Genomic DNA, 26,575 nt, shown 5'->3' with positions numbered 1-26,575 from the left:
AACCCGACTGGAACAAAGCAGCCAGTTTGAAGCGCTATTAAGTTGGCGCGCTTGGGCTGGCAGGTAGGTACTTAGGAGGGCAGGCAACACAACAGGGGCAAAGGTTCTGGGCCCGGGGTGAAGATCCTGATCAATTTGCAGGTTGGTTCTTTCAGAGTATGGAAACTTCGCGACACCCTTTGCATTGTTCAAAGGCCGTGTCGTCGCAAGTGATACCTGGAAACCATCGAGGTGGTCGATCCCTTTTTGTCGGCGGTGCCGTGAGGGAGTTGTTCGACCAGAATTGACTTTCAGCTTGGTACTAACGCCGCGGATAGTAACGGATTGAAACGATGAAAGGAAGTGTGATAGGCAAAAAACTTTTCGGGTCCTGGGCCTGCGGTAACATTCCTCAGCCGCTGCCTGAGCAAAAAACGCGGTTGATATAACCGGCGAGTGGGTAGTTGTGCACATTGGTGGCGCCCTGTGTAACTGAACTGACATACGCCCCGCAAAGCGCCCGGGTGCCTGCAACTAAAATTTAAGTCAATGAAAAATCGAGCTTTTTTTTATTGGTGAAAAAATCGTCAGTTTGACTGCGGCCCCCGTTCCATGGGCCTTTGCGGGACTTACAGAACGGTTGTCCACTGAGTTATCCACAGCTTCTGTGGATTGTCCCAAGCGCTTGCTCTAGAACGGGCGTGCAGGCTTTTTTCAGCTTTACCTGTACGAAAAAAAGAGTAGAGTGGCGCGCCTTCCGTTCTGTCCCACAGTGCTTTATGAAGTTTCGCTCAGTATCACCTTCTGTTACCGACAGCCCTCAGGTTGTTACCGCACCCAAGCGTTTTTCCCTGAAAGTTGCCTTGTGGTTGCTCGACAGCCCGCGCCTGGGCCACAGCCCCAACGTCAAACATTTTGCAGGGCATTTGCTCAAGCAACCGGCTCGTGCTGGCGTGGTGGTGGCGCAAAGCCGTCTGGGCCAGTTGATGTGCCGCGAGTGCGGCAATGCCCGCGACCGCCGTATCGGCCACGAACTGCTGCGCCAGGCCGCCCGCGCCGGTGACCGCATCGCCCAGCGTGAACTGGGCCAGATCGAAGACTGAGCTGTCCTCAATGCGCTGGCTTGGTTAACCTTCTTCTTTTCGGGTGACGGCAGGAATCGCTATGGCTTTTGACTGGACCAGTGTTGTGCTGGGTCTCGCCGCTGCTGGGTTGCCGCTGTTGGGGCTGTGCTGGCAGATTCAGCGCCGACTGAGCGCGCGAATGGCCGGCTGGGAATTGCTCGAAGAGCGCCTGGCCACCGCACAACTGGCCCAGGAAGGGCTCGCCGCGCAGTTGGACGCCAGCCGTGACGAAATCAGCGACCTGAGCCAGGCCAACGCTGCCAAACAGGCTGATCTGGCCGCCGTGCGCCGGGAAGTCGAACTGCTGCAGATCGACCGTGACAACGCCCGCGACGCCGCCCACGCCTGGAACCTCGACCGTTCCGCCAAGGAAACCGAACTACGCCGCCTGGATGCCTTGTCCGCGTCCCTGCGCGCCGAATTGCGCGAGCAACAGGAAAGCCATCAGCAACGCCTCAGTGACCTGCAAGGTTCCCGTGATGAGCTGCGCGCGCAGTTCGCTGAACTCGCCGGGAAGATCTTCGACGAGCGCGAGCAACGCTTCGCCGAAACCAGCCAGCAGCGCCTCGGCCAATTGCTCGACCCGCTCAAGGAGCGCATCCAGTCGTTCGAAAAGCGTGTCGAAGAAAGCTACCAGAGCGAAGCCCGCGAGCGGTTTTCCCTGGCCAAGGAGCTGGAGCGCCTGCAACAGCTGAACCTGCGCCTGTCCGATGAAGCCACCAACCTGACCCGCGCCCTCAAGGGCCAGAAAACCCAGGGCAACTGGGGCGAGTTGATCCTGGAGCGGGTGCTGGAACATGCCGGTCTGGAAAAGGGCCGCGAGTACCAGACCCAGGTCAACCTCAAAGGCCCGGACGGCGAACGCTTCCAGCCCGACGTGTTGATCATGCTGCCGGGGGACAAGCAGGTAGTGGTGGACTCCAAGGTCAGCCTGACCGCCTATCAACAGTACGTCGCCGAGGACGACCAGGCGATCGGCCAGGCAGCCCTCAAGCAGCACGTACTGTCCTTGCGCAACCACGTCAAAGGCCTGGCCGGCAAGGACTACAAACGTCTGGAAGGCCTGCACAGCCTGGATTTCGTGCTGCTGTTCGTGCCCATTGAAGCCGCATTTTCGGCGGCGCTTCAAGCCGAGCCGAACCTGTTCCAGGAAGCCTTCGACCGCAACATCGTGATCGTCAGCCCGACCACGCTGTTGGCCACCTTGCGGGTGATCGACAGCCTGTGGAAACAGGAACGGCAAAGCCAGAACGCCCGGGAAATTGCCGAGCGCGCCGGTTGGCTGTACGACAAGTTCGTGCTGTTTATCCAGGACCTGGACGAGGTAGGCAACCGCCTGCAGCAGTTGGACAAAGCCTACAGCGCAGCGCGCAACAAGCTGACCGACGGACGCGGAAACCTGGTGAGCCGTACCGAGCAACTGAAGCTGCTCGGCGCCCGCGCCAGCAAAAGCCTGCCGGCCGACCTGCTGGAACGGGCGATGACCGATGAAGACGGCGTGGCGCAGTTGCCAGAATAGTCACCGGTCTCTGTGGGAGCTGGCTTGCCTGCGATGCAGGCGCCTCGTTCCTCCAGATACACCGAGGCGATGCCATCGCAGGCAAGCCAGCTCCCACATGGGCTAAAGCGGCAGGTGCCGGCTCAACAAGGCCCGCAACGCCGCCGGCTTCACCGGCTTGGCCAGGTAATCCAACCCTGCCGCATGCACCTGGGCCACCATCTCCGGCCGCCCGTCGGCACTGATCACCACACCCGGAATCGGCTCTGCCAGTTGTGCCCGCAGCCAGCCCATCAACTCGGTGCCGGTCTCGCCGTGGTCGAGGTGGTAATCCACCAGGGCCAGTTGCGGCCGCACACCCTCGGCCAGCAACGCGGCACATTGCGCCTGGTCGCGGGCGGTCCAGACTTCACAGCCCCAGCGCGTGAGCAAACTGCGCATGCCGATCAGGATGCTTTCTTCGTTATCCACACACAGGACCTGTGCACCGCTCAACGGCTGGCCGCTTTCCTGCGCCGGCTTGGCAGGCGCGCTGACCTGAGTGCGCGCCAACGGCACACGCACGCTGAACACGCTGCCTTTGCCCGGCCATGAACGCACGCTCAAGCGGTGCCCGAGCACGCGGCACAGGCCATCGGCAATCGCCAGGCCCAGTCCCAGGCCTTTCTCGGCACGGGTCTGGTGACTGTCCAGGCGTTTGAATTCCTCGAAGATGACTTTTTGCTTGTCCTGGGGAATCCCGGGACCACGGTCCCATACTTCCAGGCACAACTCGCCGCGACGGCGCCGCACACCCAATAGCACCGGCCCGTCGGCATACCGGAACGCGTTGGTGAGGAAATTCTGCAACACCCGCCGCAGCAACTTGATGTCGCTGTCGACCCGCAAACGGCTGCCCCGCAGGCGGAAGCGCAAACCCTGCTCCTGAGCCAGCGCCTTGAACTCGGCGCCCAGCGTATCGAACAGTTCATTGAGCACGAAGGGTTGGCGCTGCGGATTGATCTTGCCGTTTTCCAGGCGCGAAATATCCAGCAGGTCGCTGATCAGGTCTTCCGCCGAACGCAACGAGCTGTCCAGATGCTGCACCAACTGCCGGGCATCCGGCGACATGCCGTCGTTCTGATGGGAGAGGGCAGCAGAGAACAATCTTGCGGCGTTCAACGGTTGCATCAAGTCGTGACTGACCGCTGCGAGGAACCGGGTTTTCGACTGGCTGGCGGTCTCGGCCACGCCCTTGGCATCGGTCAGCGCGACGTTGAGTTGCGACAGTTCGTGGGTTCGCTCGGTCACCCGCTGTTCCAGGCCTTCATTGGCCTCGGTCAACGCCTGCTCGGCTTCGCGGAACGCGGTGATGTCGGTGAAGCTCATCACAAACCCGCCACCCGGCATCGGGTTGCCGATCAGTTCGATCACCCGGCCATTGGGAAACAGCCGCTCGGAGGTATGCGCACGGCCCTGGCGCATCCAGTGCAGGCGGCGCGCCACGTGCACTTCGGCCTCGCCCGGGCCGCACAGCCCGCGCTCGGCGTTGTAGCGAATGATGTCGGCTATCGGCCGGCCCACACTGATCAGGCCTTCGGGGTAATTGAACAGCTCCAGATACCGCCGGTTCCACGCCACCAGCCGCAGGGACTGGTCGACCACGCTGATGCCCTGGGTGATGTTTTCGATGGCGCCTTGCAGCAGTGCCCGGTTGAACTGCAGTACTTCCGACGCTTCGTCGGCGATGCGAACTACGTCCTCCAACTGCATTTCCCGGCCTTCAATGGCGGCTTTCACCACCGCCCGGGTCGACGACGCACCGAGCACGCCGGCCAACAGGCGTTCGGTGTGGGCAATCCAGTCATTGTCGGCGTTCTGGTTGGGGTTAAACCCTTTGCCTTGGCGATAGGCGAAGCGCACAAAACTCTGGTGAGCCCGTTCTTCACCGACAAACCGCGCTGCGAGGCTGAGCAAATCATTGATCTGCACCGAAAGCATTGAGCGGGCGCTGGCCCGCTGGCTGATTTCCTGGCCAATAAAACGCCCGGCCTGCCAATGCTCCGACACCCGCGTGCGGGACAGCATCGAGACCCACACGAACAACGTGAAGTTACCCGCCAGGGAAAATACGGTGCCCAGCGTCAGAGAAGTTACAGACAAGCCCAGCGGGTGCGAATGCAGCCACGTCATGCCCGGGAAAAGGCTGAACGACCAGCCCAGACTTTTCGCGGTGACCGGCAGGACCAAGGTGTAGAACCACAGGAACGTACCCGCCGCCAATCCGGCAAACACGCCGCGCCGGTTGGCCTGTTTCCAGTACAGCGCACCCAGCATCGCCGGTGCCAGCTGGGTCACGGCGGCGAACGCAATCTGGCCAATGGTTGCAAGGCTGGCGGAGGACCCCAGCAGCCGGTAACTGACGTAAGCCAGCAGCAGGATGATGACAATGCTCACCCGGCGTACCGACAGCATCCAGTGGCGGAACACTTCGAACGGCCGCTCGGCACTGGAACGGCGCAGCAGCCAGGGCAGCAGCATGTCGTTGGAGACCATGGTCGACAGGGCGATGCTCGCGACGATCACCATGCCCGTAGCCGCCGAGGCGCCGCCGATAAACGCCAGCACGGCGAGCGCCGGATGGGCTTCGGCCAACGGTAGGCTGATCACGTAGGAGTCCGGTAATACCGAGCCCGGCAGCAGCATCTTCCCGCCGAGGGCAATCGGGATGACAAACAGGGCGGCCAGGATCAGGTAGGCCGGGAATACCCACTTGGCCAGGCGCAGGTCCTGCGGGTCGATATTTTCCACCACGGTGACGTGAAACTGCCGGGGCAGGCAGATGATCGCCATCATCGCGACACCGGTCTGCACCACCATCGAGGGCCAGTTGACGGTCTCTTTCCAGTATTCCTCCAGCCGTGGCGCGAGCATCGCCTGGCTGAACAAATCGTCGAAACCGTCGTACAGGCCGTAGGTCACAAACGCACCGACGGCGAGAAACGCGAACAGCTTGACCAACGATTCAAAGGCAATCGCCAGCACCATGCCGCGGTGGTGTTCCGTGGCGTCCAGGTTGCGGGTACCGAACACAATGGTGAACAACGCCAATACCAGCGACACGATCAGCGCCGTGTCCTGGGAGCGGGTGCCGGTAGTGTCGGCGCTGGCGCCGATCAGCAGGTTCACCCCCAGCACGATGCCTTTGAGTTGCAAGGCTATATAAGGCAGGACGCCCACCAGGCAGATCAGCGCCACCACCACCGCGAGGGATTGGGATTTGCCGTAACGGGCGGCGATAAAGTCGGCGATGGAGGTGATGTTTTCCTGCTTGCTGATCAGCACCATCTTCTGCAGGACCCACGGCGCGAGCACCAACAGCAGCACCGGTCCCAGGTAGATCGGTAAAAACGCCCACAACTGTTCGGCCGCCTGGCCTACGGCACCAAAGAATGTCCAACTGGTGCAATACACCGCCAGCGACAGGCTATACACCCAGGCACGCATCCGCGGCGGCAGCGGCGCATGGCGACGGTCACCGTAAAAGGCGATGGCAAACATAATGGCCATATAGGCCAGGGCAACGGCGGCGATCAGCCCGCTGGACAGCGTCATGAGAACTCCAGACATAAGAACGCCCGGGCATTCCCGGCCCGGGCGAACAGTCTCGCATGATGCTTGGCGTTAGTCAGTGTCGACCAAGGTCGGAGCGTGGTGTGATGTCGCAGCGTTGGTTCAGGCGCCGAAACCGCCGTCGATGGTCAGGCTGGCGCCGGTGATGTAGCCGGCCTCAGGGCCTGCCAGATAGGCGACGAAACTGGCGATCTCTTCTACATGGCCATAACGGCCCACGGCCATGAAGCCGATCAGGCTTTCGGCGAAATCACCGCTTGCCGGGTTCATGTCGGTGTCCACCGGGCCTGGCTGCACGTTATTGATGGTGATGCCCCGTGGGCCCAGGTCGCGGGCCAGGCCTTTGGTCAGGCCGACCAGCGCCGATTTGCTCATGGCGTACGGGCCGCCACCGGCAAACGGCATGCGATCGGCATTGGTGCTGCCGATGTTGATGATGCGGCCACCTTCGCCCATGTGCCGCGCGGCTTCCTGGGTGGCGACAAATACGCTGCGTACGTTGATGGCGAGGGTGCGGTCGAAGTCTTCCAGCTTGAAATCTTCCAGCGGGCCGACGGCCAGCACGCCTGCGTTGTTGACCAGGATATCCAGGCGCCCGAACGCTTCGACGGTGGCGTTGACGGCGCTGCGGATGGCGTCTGCGTCGGCGCTGTCGGCATGAATCGCCAGGGCTTTGCCGCCTTGGCTGATCACGCTGTTCTGCAACTCTTCAGCCTTGGCAGCCGAACTGACGTAGGTAAAGGCGACGGCAGCGCCCTGTGCGGCCAGGCGCTTGACGATGGCGGCGCCGATACCGCGGGAACCGCCCTGGATCAAGGCGACTTTGCCGCTGAGGTTTTGTGTGGTCATGTCGTTCTCCAAAAGGTGTGTTGAGGTTGGAGTCGAGTATCGACCTCACCCGGCGCGCCCGGTAGACCGTGATTGCTATAGTCTGTGTAAACCAAAAGTTTAGAGTGGGGCGATATGGAAAGCTTTGGCAGTATCGAATGCTTCGTGCGCAGCGCCGAAGGCGGCAGTTTTGCCGAGGCTGCCCGGCACCTGAGCCTGACCCCGGCGGCCGTGGGCAAAAGTGTGGCCAAGCTGGAGGCGCGCCTGGGTGTAAGGCTGTTCCAGCGCAGTACCCGGCGCCTGACGCTGACTGAGGCCGGCAAGCTCTTCCTCGAAGAAGTCAGCGGCAGCCTCACCACCATTCAAAACGCCGTGGCTAACCTGGCCAGTGCCGAAGGGCGGCCAGTGGGCACGCTGAAAGTGAGCATGGGCACGGTGTTCGGCAACCGTTATGTGGTGCCGTTGCTGGGGGAGTTTCTAAAGCGCTTTCCTGATATCAACCCCGACTGGCATTTCGATAACCGCCAGGTGGACCTGATCGGCCAGGGTTTCGATGCCGCGATCGGCGGTGGTTTTGAGCTGCCCCAGGGCGTGGTCGCGCGCAAGCTGGCGCCGGCGCACCGGATCCTGCTGGCCTCACCGGAATACCTCGCCAAACGCAAGCCGGTGGTCGCGCCGGAGGACTTGTCTGTGTGCAACGGCATCCTGATCCGCTCACCGCAAACCGGCCGCGTGCGTTCGTGGCAACTCACCCACCGCACGCGCGAACAACGCCCGCTGGTGCTCAAGCCGCGCATGACCATGAGCGACTCGGGCGCTGCCTGCTGCGCCAGTGCCCAGGGCCTGGGGATTGCGCTGGTCAGCATGCCGATGGCGGTGCCGTATCTGGACAGCGGCCAACTGGTGCGAGTGCTGCCCGACTGGTATGTCGACGACGGCAACATCTCGCTGTACTACGCCGAACACAAGCTGCTGCCCGGCAAGACCCGGGCGTTTGTGGATTTCATCCTGGAGCAGTTTGTCGAACGCGAGTTGGGGCGGCGGTTCAGCGCCATTTGATCCTTGTGGGGATCAAAGTGTGGGAGCGGGCTTGCTCGTGAAGGCGGTGTGACAGTCACCACATGCATCGACTGATCCACCGCTTTCGCGAGCAAGCCCGCTCCCACATTTTGGATCTTCAATGTCCGAACTTTCCGGGCCAGCCGATCACTTTCTTCGGCCTCGGCGTCGCATACGTGCGGATCTTCGAGGTCGACAGTCCCAACCGCACCAAGCCTTCGGCAATCGTGACAGCCGAGGTCACACCGTCCACCACCGGCACACCCGTGCGGTAGCGAATCTGCTCATCCAGCCCGGCCATGCCGCCGCAGCCCAGGCAGATCACTTCGGCCTTGTCTTCGCTGATCGCCAATTCAGCCTGGCGCACGATGGCCTCCATGGCCCGCAGCGGGTCTTCCTCCAGTTCCAATACCGCCATGCCGCTGGCCCGTACCGACGCGCACCGCTGGTATAAGCCGGCCAGTTTCAGCCGGTCCTCGATCAGCGGCACGGTGCGGTCCAAAGTCGTCACCACGGAGTAGGCATGTCCGAGGAACATCGCGGTGCTGGCGGCCGCTTCGGTGATGTCCACCACCGGCACGTTGAGCAACTCCTGCAAGCCTTCGCGGCCATGTTCGCCGTAGCCGGCCTGGATTACCGCATCGAACGGCTGGTCGTAAGCCATCACCCGGTCCATCACCGCGATGGCCGCCAGGTAGCTTTCGAAATTGCCTTCCACCGATTCGGCACCGAAAAACGGAGTCAGGCCGACGATCTCGGTGCCGGGGGACGCCACCGCCCGTGCCTGTTTGGCGATGGCCTCGGTGATGGACTCGGTGGTGTTGACGTTGACCACAAGGATGCGCATGGAATGTCCTTACTTAATGACTGACGTTATCGACTGCAATGCTTTCGCCGCTCACATCGGCGTAGTACGGCTGGCGCTTGGCGAACAGCAGGTACAGCAGCCCTGCAATACCGGCGCCAATCAGCCAGGAGAAGGGCGAGACGAGGGCGAAACCGGGCAGCAGGGCCAGGAGAATGGCGATCACCGCGGCAGGAATGAAGGCCGCCACGGCGCGCAAATTGATCCCGCGGCTGTAGTAATAAGCGCCATTCGGGTCTTCGCTATACAGCTGCGGCACGTCCACTTGGCTTTTGCGGATCAACCAGTAGTCGACCATGATCACCCCGTACAACGGCCCCAGCAGTGCGCCCAGCCCCGAGAGGAAATACACGATCACCAGCGGGCTGTTGTAGAGGTTCCACGGCAGGATCAACACCGCCACGGTGGCGCTGATCAGCCCGGCGCGGCGGAAGTTCAGGTACTTGGGCGCCAGGTTGCTCAGCACAAAGGCCGGCGCGACGAAGTTGGCCATGATGTTCACCGCCACGGTCACAATCAGGAACGCCAGGCAGCCCAGCACCAGGAAGAATGTGTTGGGTATCGCCGCAATGATTTCCGTAGGGCTCTCAATCACCCGGCCATTGAGGTGGAACTGCCCGCCGCACAGCAGCACGGTGATGGCCGCGAACACCAGGATATTCACCGGCAGTCCCCAGAAGTTGCCGACCTTGATGGTCTTGCGGCACGGCGAGGAGCGGGCGAAGTCGCAGAAATTCAGGATCAGCGTGCCGTAGATCGCCAGCCACAGCGCGCCGCCGGCAAAGATATTGCGCCACATCTCACCACCGGTCAGCGGCTCGCGAATGGCCCAGGCAATGTGGCCGTCCGCCTGGAAATACATCCAGCCGGCCAGGGACGCTACTGTCAGCAGAATCACCGGCCCGGCGAAGGCTTCATAGCGGCGCACCATCTCCATCCCATAGGCGAGGATGGCGAGCTGCACAAACCAGATCGCCACAAAACACGCCCAGCCCAGGGTGGACAGGCCGAGGATCGAGTTGTGGTCGTAGTCGGCAAAACCTGGATGAACCGCCGTCAACAGCACGCGGAAAACCACCGAGGCCAGGTAGGTCTGTATCCCGAACCAGGCAATCGCGATCACCGCACGAATCAGTGCCGGGATCTGCGCACCATGGATGCCAAAACTGATGCGGCTGATCACTGGAAACGGTACGCCGGTCTTCTGCCCCATATAGCCCGACAGGTTCATGAAGAAGTACACCAGCGCCGCGCCGATCCCCAGGGACAGCAGAATCTGCCAGCCACCCAGGCCCAGCGCATACAGGCCGATGGCGAAGGAGTAGTTGGCGATGTTGTGCACATCGTTGGTCCACAAGGCAAAGATGCTGTAGCGGCCCCAGCGCCGGCCTTCGGCCTTGGTAGGCGCCAGGTCCTTGTTGTGCAGGCGCGGGCTGAGGACCAACGGGCCGGGGCTCGTGGCCTCGGCGTTCAGGGTGGAGGAGGGCAGATCCAGTGCGATGTTATTGGAGAGACTTGTACGCATTCCGGCAGGCTCCTGGACATCAGCAGGAGAGCGGCTGATGTCAAAGTGTATGTATCTTTTTTATTAATTGTATACAAAGTGTGTTTTGCCTTAAGCCACATGCGTGCCAGATTTTCGCCGGGTGAAATACACGGCGATTTGGTTTTTAGCGTGATTGGAAATAACAGACTGAATTTAAAGCGATATAAATTGACCGTTTGAACAGCTATTTATTTTGTGGTGCAGAGAGGGGCGGGGATTTAAGAAGAGGTGTGACGAGGGAGGATGTAACTTTTCGGTGCAGGATTTTATAAGTGCACACAAAAATGGCACCGATGGTGACATTTCTGTGTACAGGATTCTGGCTCAGGCGTTACGCCTTGCTGATGATGTTCCCGGCGTGCAACCCGCATTCTTTTTGGGTTGCTTCTTCCCACCACCAACGGCCTTCGCGTTCGTGCTGGTTCGGCAGTACCGGACGGGTGCACGGCTCACAGCCGATGCTGATAAAACCGCGCTCGTGCAGGCTGTTGTACGGCAACTCCAGCATGCGGATGTAACCCCATACTTCCTCACTGGTCATCTGCGCCAGCGGGTTGAACTTGTACAGGGTGCGTTCCGGGGTGGAAAAAGCCGTATCGATTTCCAGCGCGGCCACCTGGCTGCGGGTGCCGGGGCTCTGGTCGCGGCGCTGGCCGGTGGCCCAGGCGCTCACACCGGACAGCTTGCGGCGCAGCGGTTCGATCTTGCGCACGCCACAGCACTCGCCATGGCCGTCCTTGTAGAAACTGAACAGGCCCTTTTCCTTGACGAAGGGTTCCAGCTTGCTCTGGTCCGGCGAGATCAGTTCGATGTCGATCTTGTAGAACTCACGCACCTGCTCGATAAACCGGTAGGTCTCCGGGTGCAGGCGACCGGTGTCGAGGCTGAACACCTTGACGTTCTTGTTCAGCTTCCAGGCCATGTCGACCAGCACCACGTCCTCGGCACCGCTGAAAGAGATCCACAGGTCGTCGCCAAACTGGCTGAAGGCCAGCTTGAGAATGTCCTGGGCGGATTTGTTGGCGTAAGTCGCGGCGAGTTCAGCGACGTCGAAGGCTTGGTTCATCAGGACGGTTCCTACAGGTCAGTGGCGCTGAGCGCTCTATAGGGGGGCGATGGTAACAAAATCCCGCCTGCGTTGCGGCGGCCAGCGTGAATCGCTAGAGTTCGGCAGTCCTTTTGCTCGCTCAACTCAATAACTTTAAATGGGAGTGTCTTGTGGAAATTGCCTGTCTCGACCTGGAAGGGGTGCTGGTTCCGGAAATCTGGATCGCCTTCGCCGAAAAAACCGGTATTGAATCCTTGCGGGCCACCACCCGGGACATCCCCGACTACGACGTGCTGATGAAACAGCGCCTGCGCATTCTTGATGAGCATGGGCTGAAGCTCTCCGACATCCAGGAAGTGATCGCCACCCTCAAGCCGCTGGACGGCGCCATCGAGTTCGTCAATTGGCTGCGCGAGCGCTTCCAGGTGGTGATCCTGTCTGACACCTTCTATGAGTTCTCCCAGCCGCTGATGCGCCAACTGGGTTTCCCGACCTTGCTGTGCCACCGGTTGATCACCGACGAGAGTGACCGGGTGGTGAGCTACCAGCTGCGTCAGAAAGATCCCAAACGTCAGTCGGTGCTGGCCTTCAAGACCCTGTACTACCGCGTGATTGCCGCCGGTGATTCCTACAACGACACCACCATGCTGGGTGAGGCCGACCGTGGGATCCTGTTCCACGCGCCGGAGAACGTGATTCGCGAGTTCCCGCAGTTCCCGGCGGTGCATACGTTTGAGGACTTGAAGAAAGAGTTCATCAAGGCGTCGAATCGGCAGTTGAGCCTGTAAGTTATTTGGCGTGGCTGACGCCTCATCGCAGGCAAGCCAGCTCCCACATGTTGACCGCGCTCCCATGTGGGAGCCGGGCTTGCCCGCGATAGGGCCGGTATGGCCACTGCACAGCCTAGACCCCTGCCAGCAAACTCTCATAAGGAATGCGCAAGCCTTCATGCAGGCGTTTGATCATCGACAAGCTCAGCTTGCGCTTATGATTCAACACTTCGGAAACCCGCCCGCTCGGACCTATGAAAGGCTCCAGGTCACGGGCGGTCAGGCCTAGTTGCTCCATTCGAAATTTAATCGCTTCTACGGGATCCGAAGGCGGCATTGGGAAATGCTCCGCTTCGTACTTTTCGATAAGTATCGCGAGAATTTCCAGCTCGTCACCCTCGGGCGAGCCGATTTCCGCTTCCCATAGCTGTTCGACGCGCGCGAGCGCAGCGGTCAGGTCTTCCTGGGAATGAATGGGTTTGATGTTCATCACACGGTCTCCGCATTGATCTGATCGTATTGCGCGTGGGTCCCCACGAAGCGTATGAACGCAAGCTGTCGCTGATAATTGATCGCCATGATCACTCGATACTTGTTGCCGCCTATGTTGAACACAACCCTGCCCCCTTTGAGAATGCTCGCTGTCCTTAGCTCTGCCTTGAGGGCCTGAGGGGTTGGGTAAACAGCTTTTTCCATATGGCGATACAGCTCGACCAGCGGCGTTTTGGCATCCATGCAACCAGGGTGGTTTTCCCAGAATATTCGTAGGCCAGACAGAGCGATTATCCGCATCGCTGCGACCTCCCAATTTGGGAGATAATAGGTGCGGTTGAGGGCAGATGCAATCTCGGAAATCTTTCCTGACAAGTAGGCAGTCGTTTCATGTGATCCTTCACAGACGGCTGGTGGACGGTTGAAACCGGACGCTGTCCTCCGGCTTCGACCCCGTCTACTTCGGTACTGATTCAGGTCTTTTCTGCTGCGTGGCTCTACGTCAGCGAGCCAGGAAGGGGCTGGGTGCTACAGGCTTTCCAAGGTTTGTAACAACACCCGCACCTTGGTCATCGACTCCTGATACTCCGCCTGCCACTCCGAGTCCGCGACAATCCCGCCGCCGCCCCAGCAGCACACCTGACCATCCTTGACCAACAGGCTGCGAATGGCGATGGAGCTGTCCATCTCGCCGCGCACGTCCAGATACACCAGCGAACCGCAATACAACCCGCGCCGGGTCGGCTCCAGCTCGTCGATGATCTGCATCGCGCGAATCTTCGGTGCGCCGGTGATGGAGCCGCCGGGGAAGCTGCCGGCGATCAGGTCGAGGGCGTCTTTATCGTCCGCCAGCTCACCGGTGACGCTGCTCACCAGATGATGCACGTTGGGATAGCTTTCCAGGCTGAACAACTCCGGCACTTTCACCGAGCCGGTACGGCAGGTGCGGCCCAGGTCGTTGCGCAGCAGGTCGACGATCATCAGGTTTTCGGCACGATCCTTGGGGCTGGCCAGCAATTCAGCGGCGTTGGCTGCATCTTCCTCAGGCGTCGCACCCCTTGGCCGGGTGCCCTTGATCGGGCGGGTTTCCACCTGGCGCTGGCTGATTTTGACGAAGCGTTCCGGCGACAAGCTCAACACTGCGCCGTCGTCCGGCAGGCTCTGGAACCCGGAAAACGGCGTCGGGCAGGCTTCGCGCAAGGCGCAGTAGGCCACCCACGGATCGCCACTGCACGGGGCACGGAAACGTTGGGCAAAGTTGACCTGGTAGCAGTCACCCGCCTGGATGTAATCCTGGATGCGGGCGAGTGCGTGTTTGTAGGTGTCGGCTGTCACGTCCGGGGCCATTGGGCCTTGCAGCTTGAAGGTGGCCGATGCGCTGATGGTCGGCTGGCCGAACAGCGCGATCAGGCGCTGCCGTTCGCTTTCCGCCAGTTTGGGATGGAACACCAGTTGGCTGGTCTGCGCCTGGTGATCGCTGATCAAGGCCCAGGCGTACAGGCCAAAGCGTGCATCCGGCAGGTGCAGGTCGTCCACAGCCAGGTGCGGCAGGTGCTCAAGATGACGACCGAAGTCGTAGCTCAGGTAGCCGATGAGGCCGCCGGCAAACGGCAGTTCGTAGGGCGCGGGGATCGTGGCTTCACCCAGCAACGTCAGGTTTTCCCGCAGGCGCTGTAGGAAATCACTGCCGCTTTCGTCGGGCAGTACCGCCAGGGTCGTCTCGGGCCAGGCGCTCAGCAGGTCATAACGGCCGCGCTCGGCCGCCGGTCGGCCACTGTCCAGCAGCACCGCGCCGGGCGCATGGCGGATTGCTGCAAAGTATTCGGCAGGGTTGGCCCGGTAGGGCAGCGGGTGTACGGAGCAGGTCACTGGGTTTATCCCTCGACCGCCGGAATATGCCCAAACATTTCCTGCACAAACTTAACCCGTTCCTCCGGTGTTTCCGTTACGCCCGCCGCCTTCAGCTCTTCCAGTCGAGCCTCCACGGCATGGGTGCGCAAGGTCAGGCCGCAGTCGTTGGCAATCTGGATGTTCAGCCCCGGGCGAGCGTTAAGTTCCAGGATCAACGGACCCTTTTCCTGGTCCAGCACCATATCCACGCCGATATAGCCCAGGCCGCACAGCTCGTAGCAGCCGGCGGCGAGCTTCATGAACCCGTCCCAGTTGGGCAGTTGCACGCCGTCCACCGCATTGGTGGTGTCGGGGTGCTTGGTGATGATGTTGTTCAGCCAGGTGCCGCGCAGGGTCAGGCCGGTGGCGAGGTCGACACCCACGCCAATCGCGCCCTGGTGCAGGTTGGCCTTGCCGCCGGACTGGCGGGTGGGCAAGCGCAGCATGGCCATCACCGGGTAGCCCATCAGCACAATGATGCGGATGTCCGGTACGCCTTCGTAGCTGATGCTTTTGAAGATCTGGTCAGGCACCACCCGGTATTCGATCAGCGCGCGGTCACGGTGGCCGCCGAGGGAATACAGGCCGGTGAGGATGCTGGAAATCTGATGCTCGATTTCTTCATGGCTGATGATCTTGCCGGAGACGGTCCGGTAGCGCCCTTCAAAACGGTCGGCGATCACCAGGATACCGTCACCGCCGGCGCCCTGGGCCGGCTTGATCACGAAGTCGCTGCGCCCGCCGATGATCTCGTCGAGCTTGTCGATTTCCTTCTCGGTGGAAATGACCCCGTACATTTCCGGCACGTGGATGCCGGCGGCCATGGCCCGTTCCTTGGTGATGATCTTGTCATCGACGATCGGATACAGGCTGCGCTTGTTGTACTTGAGCACGTAGTCGGCATTTCGCCGGTTGATGCCCATGATCCCCCGCGCTTCCAGGGCCTTCCAGGTCTTCCAGAAGCCGAACATTACGAGTCAGCCTTGAGGAAGGCCTTGAAACGCACCAGTTCGGTCAGGCGGTAGCCGCGATAACGCCCCATGGCCAGCATGAAGCCCACCAGGATCAACAGGATCGCCGGGAAGGTGAACACGAAGTAGATCAGTTCCGGCACGCTCATGATGATGTGCGCCAGGGACGCGGCGAACAGCGTGCCGATCGCGACTTTCATCGCATGGCCGCCACCGCGTTCTTCCCAGGTGATCGACAGGCGTTCGATGGTCATGGTCAGGATCACCATCGGGAACAGTGCCACCGACAACCCGCGCTCCAGGCCGAGCTTGTGGCTGAACAGACTGATGGCGGCGATCAGCACCACCACGAAGGTCAGCACCACCGAGAGCCTCGGCAGCATCTGCAGCTTCAAGTGTTCCAGGTAAGACCGAAGCGACAGCCCCAGCGCCGTAATAATGGTGAACAGCACAATCCCGAAGCCCAGCTGTGTCTCTCGGAACGCCAGGGCAATCAGCACCGGGGTAAACGTGCCAAGGGTCTGCAGGCCGATCAGGTTGCGCAGGATCAGGATCACCAGCACGCCAATCGGGATCATCACCATGATCATGAAGGTCTGCTGGGTTTGCAGCGGCAGGCCGTACAGCGAGTATTCGAGGAAGTTGGCGTCGGTGTTTTCGTCCGTCAGCTTGGCCAGGCGAATCGCGTTCATTTCGCTGTTGTTGAGGCTGAAGGTCACCATGGCCTTCTTGCCTCCGTCGACGGTGATCAGGTTTTCATCACCGGTCCACCACAGCAGGCGGTCGGCCGGCAGGCCTTGCTCGCCGGTGTCGGGGTTGAAGTACAGCCAGTCATTACCGTTGAAGCTGCGCAGCCAGAGTTCCGGGGTTTGCGGCTGGTCGGCCACCAGGCGGATGGTGTGGACCTTTTCCACCGGCACATGGGCGATGGACAGCAGCAACTCGACGATCTTGGCCTTGTGCGGCGTCGACGGGTCGCCCGCCAGCAGCAGCTTCACGTTGTCGTCGTTGAGGTTGTTGGTGCGCTTGATGGCTTCGCTGATAAACGTCTCGACGTCGGCCGAGTGCTGGCGGATCGGCGCCAGCAGGGCTTCGGCGGCGATTTTTTCCGGGCCTTCGACGGCGATGCTGTCGCGGAAGGTCGGGCCCTTGACCTTGACCTTTTCACCGCTGTAACGCTTGGTCAGCACCAGGCGGTAGTAGAGGGTCTGGTTGCCCTTGGCCCGGCGTGCCGACCAGGTGACCTTGCGGTTGCCGTCGAGGCGATTGACGCTGACGCCGTAGTTATTCGAGATAAAGCTTTCATTCAGGCTGACGAAGTCGCGGCTCAGGGGCGGCACGAACATCTGGATTTTCACCGGGTCCTTGGCGCTGGCGACGAACTCGACCTTGGCGTCGATGTTCCACAGGTCGTCGGTGGCGTCCTCGGTGACGGGAATCCCCAGCACGAAAATCTGATAGGCGGTGACCGAAATGCCCAAGACCACCAAAACGGCGATCAGGATTTTCAGGTGCAGATTAAGAGAGCGCATTCAAATTACTCAGCGGTATGAGCGTCGGAGGCGCAGGCAGGTTTGCCCGCCGCGTATTTAAGACTGGGGTCGACCAGCGCATCAAAGCGTTTCAGCGCTTCGGAGCCGATCAGCAGCGGGTATTGGAAGGCGCTGCGGTCAGTCAAGTTCACTTCGATACTGCGTAAAGCGGTGCCCATGCAGATGTCCAGGGCGATGACTGGACGGGCGGTGTAGTTCTTGTCTTCATCGGGGTCGTAGTCACCGGCGCGGCGCTTGATCTTGCTCACGCGGGCCAGGGGACGCTCGATGGGGTGGGAGTGTGCGGTGTCGATGGCCAGGTAGAAGCGCACCCAGGACTCGCCGTTGCGCTTGAAACGCTTGATGTCGCGGGCGCTCAAGGACGCGGTCTTGGCCCCGGTGTCGAGCTTGGCGGCCACTTCCAGGTCAATGCCGGCCAACTTGGCGTATTCATTGAGCCCATACACGGTCTTCTCGGCTGCAATGCCAAGGCCCGGGATAAACAGTAGAAGCAAAAGGGGGAAGGGCTTGAGTCTCATAAATCCTGACGCGGTGCAGTGCGATGTTCAATTCAAGGCGACTGGCATTGCTGCGCAAGCTCCCTCGTGCGCCTTTTCATCCAGGGATGTGAGGCAAAAGTGGCCGGCATTCTAACATGAAGGTTTTCTGGCGCCAGCGCTGGCAGCCGGCCATGCCCCGATAGAGTGCAAGGCGGGTTATTAGACGATTGTCGACAATGTGTATTTATTCTTTGACTATTCGGGGCTGATTGGCTAGTTTTTGCGGCATTGCTTTTAAAGGTGTCGACAATATGCTGGATCAACTGGAAACCCCAGTGATGGCCCAAGACGATTCCCAGACCATGTCCGAGAACGTCTTCCGGCGTATCCAGGCCGCCATCGTCAAGGGCGAAATCGCCCCCGGCAGCAAGATCTCCGAGCCGGAACTGGCGCGCACCTATGGCATCAGCCGTGGCCCGCTGCGCGAGGCGATTCATCGCCTGGAAGGCCAGCGCCTGCTGGTGCGCATCCCCCATGTGGGCGCGCGAGTGGTCTCGTTGAGCCATGAAGAACTGATCGAACTCTACGAAATCCGCGAATCCCTGGAAGGCATGGCCTGCCGCCTGGCCGCCGAGCGCATGACCGACGCCGAGATCGAAGAGCTGCGCCAGGTGTTGCACACCCACGAGCGCGATGCGGCCTTCCAGGCCGGTGTCGGCTACTACCAGCAGGAAGGCGACTTCGATTTTCATTACCGGATAATTCAAGGCGCCGGTAATCGCACCCTGACCCAAATGTTGTGCGGCGAGCTGTATCAGTTGGTGCGCATGTACCGCATCCAGTTCTCCGCCACCCCCAATCGTCCACGCCAGGCCTTTGCCGAGCATCACCGCATCCTTGACGCGATTGCCGATCGCGACGGTGAACTGGCCGAGTTGTTGATGCGCCGGCATATCGGCGCCTCCAAACGCAACATTGCCCGTCACTTCCCGGACGGCGCTCCCCAATCACGAGGTGAGTCATGAGTTCCAATAACCACACCACTCCAGGCCAGCGTTTCCGTGACGCGGTTGCCAGCGAGCACCCGTTGCAGGTAGTCGGCGCGATCAACGCCAACCATGCGCTGCTGGCCAAGCGCGCCGGCTTCAAGGCGATCTACCTGTCGGGTGGCGGGGTGGCTGCCGGCTCCCTCGGTGTGCCGGACCTGGGCATCACCGGCCTGGATGACGTGCTGACGGACGTGCGCCGCATCACCGACGTGTGCGACCTGCCGCTGCTGGTGGACGTGGACACCGGTTTCGGCTCCTCCGCGTTCAACGTGGCGCGCACCGTCAAGTCGATGATCAAGTTCGGCGCGGCGGCGATCCATATCGAAGACCAGGTGGGCGCCAAGCGTTGCGGCCATCGCCCGAACAAAGAAATCGTGTCCCAGCAGGAAATGGTCGACCGCATCAAGGCTGCGGTGGATGCGCGTACCGATGACAGCTTCGTGATCATGGCCCGCACCGACGCACTGGCCGTGGAAGGTTTGGAATCCGCCCTGGAACGTGCGGCCGCCTGCATCGAGGCCGGTGCCGACATGGTGTTCCCGGAAGCCATCACTGAGCTTGAGATGTACAAGCTGTTCGCCTCTCGCGTGAAAGCGCCGATCCTGGCCAACATCACCGAATTCGGTGCGACACCTCTCTATACCGTCGATCAACTGAAATCTGCGGATGTTTCCATCGTCCTGTACCCGCTCTCGGCCTTCCGCGCCATGAACAAGGCCGCCGAGAACGTCTACACCGCGATCCGTCGCGACGGCACCCAGCAGAACGTGATCGACAACATGCAAACCCGCATGGAGCTTTACGATCGCATCGACTACCACACCTTCGAGCAGAAGCTCGACGCGCTGTTCGCCGCCAAGAAGTAACGCGAGCGCCTCACTAATAACTACAAGATTGGAGATAACCATGGCCGAAGCAAAAGTACTCAGTGGAGCTGGCCTGCGTGGCCAGGTTGCCGGGCAAACCGCACTGTCCACCGTGGGCCAGGCCGGTGCCGGCTTGACCTATCGCGGCTACGACGTGCGCGAACTCGCCGCCGATGCCCAGTTTGAAGAAGTCGCCTACCTGCTGCTCTACGGCGAACTGCCGACCAAAGCCGAACTGGCCGACTACACCGCCAAGCTCGGCAAACTGCGCGACCTGCCCCAGGCGCTGAAAGAAGTGCTGGAACGCATCCCCGCCGACGCGCACCCGATGGACGTGATGCGCACCGGCTGCTCGTTCCTGGGCAATATCGAGCCGGAGAAAGACTTCAGCGTGCAGCGCGACGTGACCGACCGCCTGCTCGCCGCGTTCCCGGCGATCATGTGCTACTGGTACCGCTTCAGCCACGACGGCCAGCGCATCAACTGCGTGACCGACGAGCCGAGCATCGGCGGGCACTTCCTGCACCTGCTGCACGACAAGAAACCCAGCGACTTGCACGTCAAGGTGATGAACGTGTCGCTGATTCTCTACGCCGAGCACGAATTCAATGCCTCGACCTTCACCGCCCGCGTGTGTGCGTCGACCCTGTCGGACCTGTATTCCTGCGTCACCGCCGCTATCGGCTCCTTGCGTGGCCCGCTGCACGGTGGTGCCAACGAAGCGGCGATGGAGATGATCGAGCGTTTCTCTTCCGCCCAGGAAGCGGTGGAAGGCACCCTCGACATGCTGGCGCGCAAGGACAAGATCATGGGCTTCGGCCACGCGATCTATAAAGACAGCGACCCGCGAAACGAGGTGATCAAGGGTTGGTCGAAAAAACTCGCGGAGGAGGTGGGCGACACCGTGTTGTTCCCGGTTTCCGAAGCCATCGACAAGACCATGTGGGAGCAGAAGAAACTGTTCCCCAACGCCGACTTCTACCATGCCTCGGCGTACCACTTCATGGGCATCCCGACGAAGCTGTTCACCCCGATTTTCGTCTGCTCGCGGCTGACAGGATGGGCAGCTCACGTGTTCGAGCAGCGAGCCAACAACCGCATCATCCGTCCGAGCGCCGAGTACATCGGCGTTGAGCAGCGCAAGTTCGTGCCAATCGAACGTCGCTGAGTGGAGAAACCGCTGATCTTGGGGTGAAACCGGATCAAAAAGGTGGGAGCGGGCTTGCTCGCGAAGGCGGTGTTACAGTCGCCATGTGTGTTGAATGACACACCGCCTTCGCGAGCAAGCCCGCTCCCACATTTTGATCGCATTCCACCTTGGATCAGCACCGGTTCTTCCTTTTGCAACTACTGTGACCGAGTCCTGACGATGAACACTGAACACCGCAAACCGCTCCCCGGCAGCCGCCTCGATTTCTTTGACGCCCGCGCGGCGGTCGATGCAATCACCCCCGGCGCCTACGCCACACTGCCGTACACCTCCCGCGTACTCGCGGAGAACCTGGTGCGTCGCTGCGACCCCGCAACCCTCAATGCCTCCTTGAGCCAACTGATCGAACGCAAGCGCGATCTCGATTTCCCATGGTTCCCGGCCCGCGTGGTATGCCACGACATCCTCGGCCAGACCGCCCTGGTGGACCTTGCCGGCCTGCGCGACGCCATCGCCCTGCAAGGCGGTGACCCGGCCCAGGTCAACCCGGTGGTGCCGACCCAACTGATCGTCGACCACTCCCTGGCCGTCGAAGCCGGTGGTTTTGACCCGCAGGCGTTCGAGAAAAACCGCGCCATCGAAGACCGTCGCAACGAAGACCGTTTCCACTTTATCGAGTGGACCAAAAAGGCCTTCAAGAACGTCGACGTGATCCCGCCGGGCAACGGCATCATGCACCAGATCAACCTGGAGAAAATGTCTCCGGTGATCCAGGTACGTGACGGCGTGGCCTTCCCGGATACCTGCGTCGGCACCGACAGCCACACGCCTCACGTTGATGCCTTGGGCGTGATCGCCATCGGCGTTGGCGGCCTTGAAGCAGAGAGCGTGATGCTCGGCCGCGCCTCGTGGATGCGCCTGCCGGAAAGTGTTGGCGTGGAGCTGACGGGCAAGCTGCAACCGGGCATCACCGCCACCGACATGGTGCTGGCGCTGACCGAGTTCCTGCGCAAGCAGAAGGTCGTCGGTGCGTGGCTGGAGTTCTTCGGTGAAGGCGCCTCGGCGCTGACCCTGGGCGACCGCGCCACCATCTCCAACATGGCCCCGGAATATGGCGCCACCGCCGCGATGTTTTACATCGACCAACAGACCATCGCCTACCTGAAACTCACCGGTCGTGAAGACGAGCAAGTCACCCTGGTGGAGCAATACGCTCGCCACACCGGCCTGTGGGCGGACGACCTCAAGGGCGCGCAATACGAGCGTGGCCTGAGCTTCGATTTGTCCTCGGTGGTGCGCAACATGGCCGGCCCGAGCAACCCCCACGCCCGCGTCGCCACCAGCGACCTGGCGGCCAAGGGCATCTCCGGCCAGTGGGATGACGTGCCGGGGCAAATGCCCGACGGCGCGGTGATCATCGCCGCCATCACCAGTTGCACCAACACCAGCAACCCGCGCAACGTGATTGCCGCCGGCCTGCTGGCACGCAATGCCAACAAGCTCGGCCTGGCCCGCAAGCCGTGGGTCAAGTCGTCCCTGGCACCGGGTTCGAAAACCGTGGCGATGTACCTCGACGAAGCCGGGCTGACCACCGAGCTGGAGCAGCTGGGTTTTGGCGTGGTGGCGTTCGCCTGCACCACCTGCAACGGCATGTCCGGCGCACTCGACCCGGTGATCCAGCAAGAGATCATCGACCGCGACCTGTACGCCACCGCCGTGCTTTCGGGTAACCGCAACTTCGACGGCCGTATCCACCCGTACGCCAAGCAAGCGTTCCTCGCGTCGCCGCCGCTGGTGGTGGCCTATGCGATTGCCGGCACCATCCGTTTCGACATCGAAAAAGACGTGCTGGGCCTGGACGCCAATGGCAAGGAAATCCGCCTCAAGGACATCTGGCCAAGCGACGAAGAAATCGACGCGGTGGTCAAGGCGTCGGTCAAGCCGGAGCAGTTTCGCCAGGTGTACATCCCGATGTTCGCGATCCACGAAGACACCGGCCCGAAGGTCACGCCGCTGTACGACTGGCGCCCGCAGAGCACCTACATCCGTCGCCCGCCGTACTGGGAAGGTGCCCTGGCCGGTGCACGTCCGCTCAAGGGCATGCGCCCGCTGGCGGTGCTGCCGGACAACATCACCACCGATCACCTGTCGCCGTCCAACGCGATCATGCCGGGCAGCGCCGCGGGCGAATACCTGGCGAAAATGGGCCTGCCGGAAGTCGACTTCAACTCTTACGCGACCCATCGTGGCGACCACTTGACCGCGCAGCGCGCCACCTTCGCCAACCCGAAATTGTTCAATGAAATGGTGGTTGAAGACGGTAAGGTCAAGCAGGGTTCGCTGGCGCGCCTGGAGCCGGAAGGCAAGGTCACGCGCATGTGGGAAGCGATCGAAACCTACATGGAGCGCAAGCAGCCGCTGATCATCATTGCCGGCGCCGACTACGGCCAGGGTTCGTCCCGGGACTGGGCGGCCAAGGGCGTACGCCTGGCCGGTGTTGAAGCGATTGCCGCCGAAGGTTTCGAGCGCATCCACCGCACCAACCTGGTGGGCATGGGCGTGCTGCCGCTGGAGTTCCTGCCGGGCACCGACCGCAAGACCCTGAAGATCGACGGCACTGAAACCTACGACGTGATCGGCGAACGCACCCCGCGTGCGCAACTGACGTTGCTGATCAACCGCAAGAACGGCGAGCGTGTCGAGGTGCCGGTGACCTGCCGCCTGGACACGGCTGAAGAAGTGTCGATCTACGAGGCGGGCGGCGTGTTGCAACGTTTTGCCCAGGACTTCCTGGAATCGGCTGTTACTGCCTGATAACTGCGGCCGGGGTCAACGCCCCGGCCCATGAGGACCACCATGGCACACGTACCGCAGATCAAGATTCCCGCCACCTACATGCGTGGCGGCACCAGTAAAGGCGTGTTTTTCAGCCTCAAGGATTTGCCCGAGTCGGCCCAGGTGCCGGGCGCGGCGCGGGATGCGTTGTTGTTGCGGGTGATCGGCAGCCCCGACCCGTATGACAAGCAAATCGACGGCATGGGCGGCGCGACTTCCAGCACCAGCAAAACCGTGATCCTGTCCAAAAGCACCCGCGCCGATCACGACGTGGACTACCTGTTCGGCCAGGTGTCCATCGACAAACCGTTCGTGGACTGGAGTGGCAACTGCGGCAACCTGTCGGCGGCGGTGGGTTCGTTCGCCATCAGCGCCGGTCTGGTAGATGCCGCGCGCATTCCGCACAACGGCGTGGCCGTGGTGCGGGTGTGGCAGGCGAATATCGCCAAGACCATCATCGCTCACGTACCGATCACCGACGGTGCGGTGCAGGAAACCGGCGACTTCGAACTCGACGGCGTGACCTTCCCGGCCGCCGAGGTGCAGCTGGAATTCATGGACCCAGCGGCGGAAGAAGAGGGCGGCGGTGGCTCGATGTTCCCTACCGGCAACCTGGTGGATGACCTGGACGTGCCGGGTGTCGGCACATTCAAGGCGACGCTGATCAACGCCGGGATTCCCACCATCTTCATCAACGCCCAGGACCTGGGTTACACCGGCACCGAGTTGCAGGGCGCGATCAATGGCGACCCTAAGGCCCTGGCGATGTTTGAAACCATCCGCGCCCATGGTGCGCTGCGCATGGGCTTGATCAAACACCTGGACGAAGCGGCCCAGCGTCAGCACACGCCGAAGGTGGCGTTTGTGGCGCGGCCTGCGGACTACGTGGCGTCCAGCGGCAAGGCGATCAAGGCGGGTGATGTCGACCTGCTGGTGCGGGCGCTGTCCATGGGCAAGTTGCACCACGCGATGATGGGCACGGCGGCGGTGGCGATTGGCACGGCGGCGGCGATTTCCGGCACGCTGGTGAATTTGGCGGCGGGCGGCGTGGAGCGCAATGCGGTGCGGTTCGGGCATCCCTCCGGGACGTTGCGCGTAGGCGCCGAGGCCAGCCAGATCGACGGTGAATGGGTCGTGAAAAAAGCCATCATGAGCCGCAGTGCGCGAGTGTTGATGGAAGGGTTCGTACGCGTCCCCGGCGACTCTTTCTAACCGATCGTTCCCACGCTCTGCGTGGGAATGCATCCCGTGACGCTCTGCGTCACCCTTTTACGGGACGCAGAGCGTCCAAGGCGGCGTTCCCACGCAGAGCGTGGGAACGATCACCCTGACCCTGAGGATGGACCACACCTAACCCACTTTGGAGTACTGCCATGAGCGCCAACGTCGACCAGAACAACCGCCCCGACTACGACCAGGTCCTGCAGGACATCGCCGACTACGTACTGAGTTTCAGGATCGAATCCCGCGATGCCCTCGACACCGCCCGCAACTGCCTGATGGACACCCTCGGTTGCGGCCTGCTGGCCCTGCGTTTCCCGGAGTGCACCAAGCAACTGGGGCCGATCGTCGAAGGCACGGTGGTGCCGTTCGGCGCACGGGTGCCGGGCACCTCGTTCCGCCTGGACCCGGTCAAGGCCGCATGGGACATCGGCTGCATCGTGCGCTGGCTCGACTACAACGACACCTGGCTTGCCGCCGAATGGGGTCACCCTTCCGATAACCTCGGTGGCATCCTCGCGGTCGCCGACCATCTCTCGCAAAAACGCCTGGCCAACGGCGACGCACCGCTGACCGTGCGGGCAGTGCTGGAGGCGATGATCATGGCCCACGAAATCCAGGGCGTGATTGCCCTGGAAAACTCCTTCAACCGTGTCGGCCTTGACCACGTGCTGCTGGTGAAAGTCGCCTCCACCGCCGTCACCGCCAAGCTGATGGGCGCCAACCGTGAGCAACTGCTGTCGGCCCTGTCCCAGGCGTTTGTCGATGGCCAGGCATTGCGTACTTATCGTCATGCGCCGAACGCCGGTTCGCGCAAGTCGTGGGCGGCGGGGGATGCGTCGAGTCGCGGGGTGCGCCTGGCGGATATCGCCATGCGCGGCGAGATGGGCATTCCCGGTGTGTTGAGCGCGCCGCAGTGGGGCTTTTACGACGTGCTGTTCAGCCACACCAACAAGGACCTGGCGCTCAAGCCCGAAGACAAGCGCGCCTTCAGCCTGTCGCAGCCCTACGGCACGTATGTGATGGAGAACGTACTGTTCAAGATCAGCTTCCCCGCCGAGTTCCACGCACAAACCGCCTGCGAGGCAGCAGTCACCCTGCACCCACAGGTGAAGCACCGCCTGCATGAGATCGACAAGATTGTGATCACAACTCACGAATCGGCGATCCGGATCATCTCCAAGGTCGGGCAGTTGGCCAACGCGGCGGACCGCGATCATTGCCTCCAGTACATGACCGCCGTACCGCTGGCGTTTGGCAACCTGGTGGCCGAGCAATACGAAGATGAATTCCACGCGGCCCATCCGATCATCGATGAGCTGCGCGAAAAGATGGTGATTGTCGAGGAGCCGCGCTACAGCCGCGAATACCTGGAGGCCGACAAGCGCTCCATCGCCAATGCGGTGCAGGTGTTCTTCAAGGATGGTTCCAGCACCGAACAGGTGGCCGTGGAATACCCGATTGGCCACCGTCGCCGTCGGGTGGATGGCATTCCGTTGCTGGAAGACAAGTTCAAGGCCAATCTGGCGACCCGGTTTACCGCGCAGCGCAGTGCCGAGATTTTTGCGCTGTGCAAGGATCAGGCACGGCTTGAGGCCACTCCGGTAAACCGGTTTGTGGACCTGTTCGTCATCTGAAGAACACCACTGGTCAAATGTGGGAGCGGGCTTGCTCGCGAATGCGGAGTGTCAGTCAATACATGTATGGCTGACACTCCGCATTCGCGAGCAAGCCCGCTCC

21 protein-coding genes are annotated in these 26,575 nt (G+C 61.5%); 10 read left to right on the top strand and 11 right to left on the bottom strand.

Translation table 11 applies throughout. From position 1 onward, the window contains the following. Window positions 1-758 precede the first annotated feature (758 nt). Window positions 759-1,082, top strand: a complete 324-nt coding sequence (locus HX839_RS23180; protein ID WP_023659092.1) for a sel1 repeat family protein — start codon at window positions 759-761, stop codon at window positions 1,080-1,082. Between the two features lie 175 nt (window positions 1,083-1,257). Beyond that, complete coding sequence (rmuC, locus tag HX839_RS23175; RefSeq protein WP_173406092.1) at window positions 1,258-2,622, top strand: DNA recombination protein RmuC; 1,365 nt, start codon at window positions 1,258-1,260, stop codon at window positions 2,620-2,622. 102 nt (window positions 2,623-2,724) lie between these two features. On the opposite strand, the gene HX839_RS23170 is transcribed toward rmuC, so the two are convergent. Both HX839_RS23170 and HX839_RS23165 read right to left on the bottom strand, forming a co-directional pair. Further along, a complete protein-coding gene (locus HX839_RS23170; RefSeq protein WP_003214948.1) occupies window positions 2,725-6,195 on the bottom strand; it encodes a PAS domain-containing hybrid sensor histidine kinase/response regulator in 3,471 nt (1,156 codons plus the stop codon). Window positions 6,196-6,315: 120 nt separating this feature from the next. Continuing rightward, entirely contained in the window at window positions 6,316-7,062 is a 747-nt protein-coding gene (locus HX839_RS23165; RefSeq protein WP_008432692.1) for a 3-oxoacyl-ACP reductase family protein, read from the bottom strand. A gap of 114 nt (window positions 7,063-7,176) precedes the next feature. Here HX839_RS23165 and HX839_RS23160 point away from each other — a divergent pair, with 114 nt between their 5' ends. Next, entirely contained in the window at window positions 7,177-8,100 is a 924-nt protein-coding gene (locus HX839_RS23160) for a LysR family transcriptional regulator (RefSeq protein ID WP_102605104.1), read from the top strand. Between the two features lie 118 nt (window positions 8,101-8,218). On the opposite strand, the gene HX839_RS23155 is transcribed toward HX839_RS23160, so the two are convergent. The 3 genes from HX839_RS23155 to HX839_RS23145 form a co-directional block, all read right to left on the bottom strand. Next, window positions 8,219-8,947, bottom strand: a complete 729-nt coding sequence (locus HX839_RS23155) for an aspartate/glutamate racemase family protein (protein WP_003214954.1) — start codon at window positions 8,945-8,947, stop codon at window positions 8,219-8,221. 13 nt (window positions 8,948-8,960) lie between these two features. Next, the gene (locus HX839_RS23150; RefSeq protein ID WP_177067723.1) at window positions 8,961-10,490 is read right to left on the bottom strand and encodes an NCS1 family nucleobase:cation symporter-1; all 1,530 of its coding nucleotides are present in this window, start codon (window positions 10,488-10,490) and stop codon (window positions 8,961-8,963) included. A gap of 352 nt (window positions 10,491-10,842) precedes the next feature. After that, window positions 10,843-11,577: a phosphoadenylyl-sulfate reductase gene (locus tag HX839_RS23145; protein WP_003214958.1), complete on the bottom strand. Its 735-nt coding sequence runs from the start codon at window positions 11,575-11,577 to the stop codon at window positions 10,843-10,845. A gap of 152 nt (window positions 11,578-11,729) precedes the next feature. Between HX839_RS23145 and thrH the strand changes: the two genes are divergently transcribed. Beyond that, the gene (gene thrH / locus HX839_RS23140) at window positions 11,730-12,347 is read left to right on the top strand and encodes a bifunctional phosphoserine phosphatase/homoserine phosphotransferase ThrH (protein ID WP_102368354.1); all 618 of its coding nucleotides are present in this window, start codon (window positions 11,730-11,732) and stop codon (window positions 12,345-12,347) included. 115 nt (window positions 12,348-12,462) lie between these two features. On the opposite strand, the gene HX839_RS23135 is transcribed toward thrH, so the two are convergent. The 6 genes from HX839_RS23135 to HX839_RS23110 all read right to left on the bottom strand — a co-directional run bounded on the left by HX839_RS23135 (window position 12,463) and on the right by HX839_RS23110 (window position 17,753). Beyond that, window positions 12,463-12,819, bottom strand: coding sequence for a type II toxin-antitoxin system HigA family antitoxin (locus HX839_RS23135; protein WP_087695204.1), 357 nt, complete (start codon window positions 12,817-12,819; stop codon window positions 12,463-12,465). Beyond that, a complete protein-coding gene (locus HX839_RS23130; protein WP_177067726.1) occupies window positions 12,819-13,121 on the bottom strand; it encodes a type II toxin-antitoxin system HigB family toxin in 303 nt (100 codons plus the stop codon). The genes HX839_RS23135 and HX839_RS23130 overlap by 1 nt, the downstream gene beginning before the upstream one ends. A 228-nt stretch (window positions 13,122-13,349) precedes the next feature. Further along, the gene (gene pabB / locus HX839_RS23125; RefSeq protein ID WP_177067722.1) at window positions 13,350-14,690 is read right to left on the bottom strand and encodes an aminodeoxychorismate synthase component I; all 1,341 of its coding nucleotides are present in this window, start codon (window positions 14,688-14,690) and stop codon (window positions 13,350-13,352) included. 5 nt (window positions 14,691-14,695) lie between these two features. Then, a complete protein-coding gene (locus HX839_RS23120; protein ID WP_003214969.1) occupies window positions 14,696-15,682 on the bottom strand; it encodes an alpha-L-glutamate ligase-like protein in 987 nt (328 codons plus the stop codon). After that, on the bottom strand, window positions 15,682-17,214 hold the full coding sequence (locus HX839_RS23115; RefSeq protein ID WP_003214971.1) for an inactive transglutaminase family protein: 1,533 nt from the start codon (window positions 17,212-17,214) through the stop codon (window positions 15,682-15,684). Before HX839_RS23115 ends, HX839_RS23120 begins: the two co-directional genes overlap by 1 nt. A gap of 5 nt (window positions 17,215-17,219) precedes the next feature. Beyond that, the gene (locus tag HX839_RS23110; protein WP_087695201.1) at window positions 17,220-17,753 is read right to left on the bottom strand and encodes an ATP-dependent zinc protease; all 534 of its coding nucleotides are present in this window, start codon (window positions 17,751-17,753) and stop codon (window positions 17,220-17,222) included. A 272-nt stretch (window positions 17,754-18,025) separates the two neighbouring features. Between HX839_RS23110 and HX839_RS23105 the strand changes: the two genes are divergently transcribed. The 6 genes from HX839_RS23105 (at window position 18,026) to prpD (ending at window position 26,472) form a co-directional block, all read left to right on the top strand. Then, window positions 18,026-18,739, top strand: coding sequence for a GntR family transcriptional regulator (locus HX839_RS23105; RefSeq protein ID WP_008432676.1), 714 nt, complete (start codon window positions 18,026-18,028; stop codon window positions 18,737-18,739). Further along, complete coding sequence (prpB, locus tag HX839_RS23100) at window positions 18,736-19,629, top strand: methylisocitrate lyase (protein WP_177067721.1); 894 nt, start codon at window positions 18,736-18,738, stop codon at window positions 19,627-19,629. Before HX839_RS23105 ends, prpB begins: the two co-directional genes overlap by 4 nt. A 40-nt stretch (window positions 19,630-19,669) precedes the next feature. Continuing rightward, entirely contained in the window at window positions 19,670-20,797 is a 1,128-nt protein-coding gene (prpC, locus tag HX839_RS23095; RefSeq protein ID WP_177067720.1) for a 2-methylcitrate synthase, read from the top strand. A 201-nt stretch (window positions 20,798-20,998) separates the two neighbouring features. Further along, window positions 20,999-23,593 carry a Fe/S-dependent 2-methylisocitrate dehydratase AcnD gene (gene acnD / locus HX839_RS23090; protein WP_134325935.1) on the top strand — a complete coding sequence of 865 codons (2,595 nt, stop codon included), beginning with the start codon at window positions 20,999-21,001 and terminating at the stop codon, window positions 23,591-23,593. Window positions 23,594-23,635: 42 nt separating this feature from the next. Then, on the top strand, window positions 23,636-24,826 hold the full coding sequence (gene prpF, locus HX839_RS23085) for a 2-methylaconitate cis-trans isomerase PrpF (protein WP_177067719.1): 1,191 nt from the start codon (window positions 23,636-23,638) through the stop codon (window positions 24,824-24,826). Between the two features lie 161 nt (window positions 24,827-24,987). Beyond that, window positions 24,988-26,472 (top strand): 2-methylcitrate dehydratase, encoded by a 1,485-nt coding sequence (gene prpD, locus HX839_RS23080; protein WP_177067718.1) that lies wholly within the window; start codon window positions 24,988-24,990, stop codon window positions 26,470-26,472. Window positions 26,473-26,575: the final 103 nt, after the last annotated feature.

This window comes from Pseudomonas sp. I8001, from assembly GCF_013385345.1.
GTDB lineage: Bacteria > Pseudomonadota > Gammaproteobacteria > Pseudomonadales > Pseudomonadaceae > Aquipseudomonas.
The sequence above is the reverse complement of the archived record's forward strand: the minus strand, read 5'-3'. Positions and strand labels throughout refer to the sequence as shown.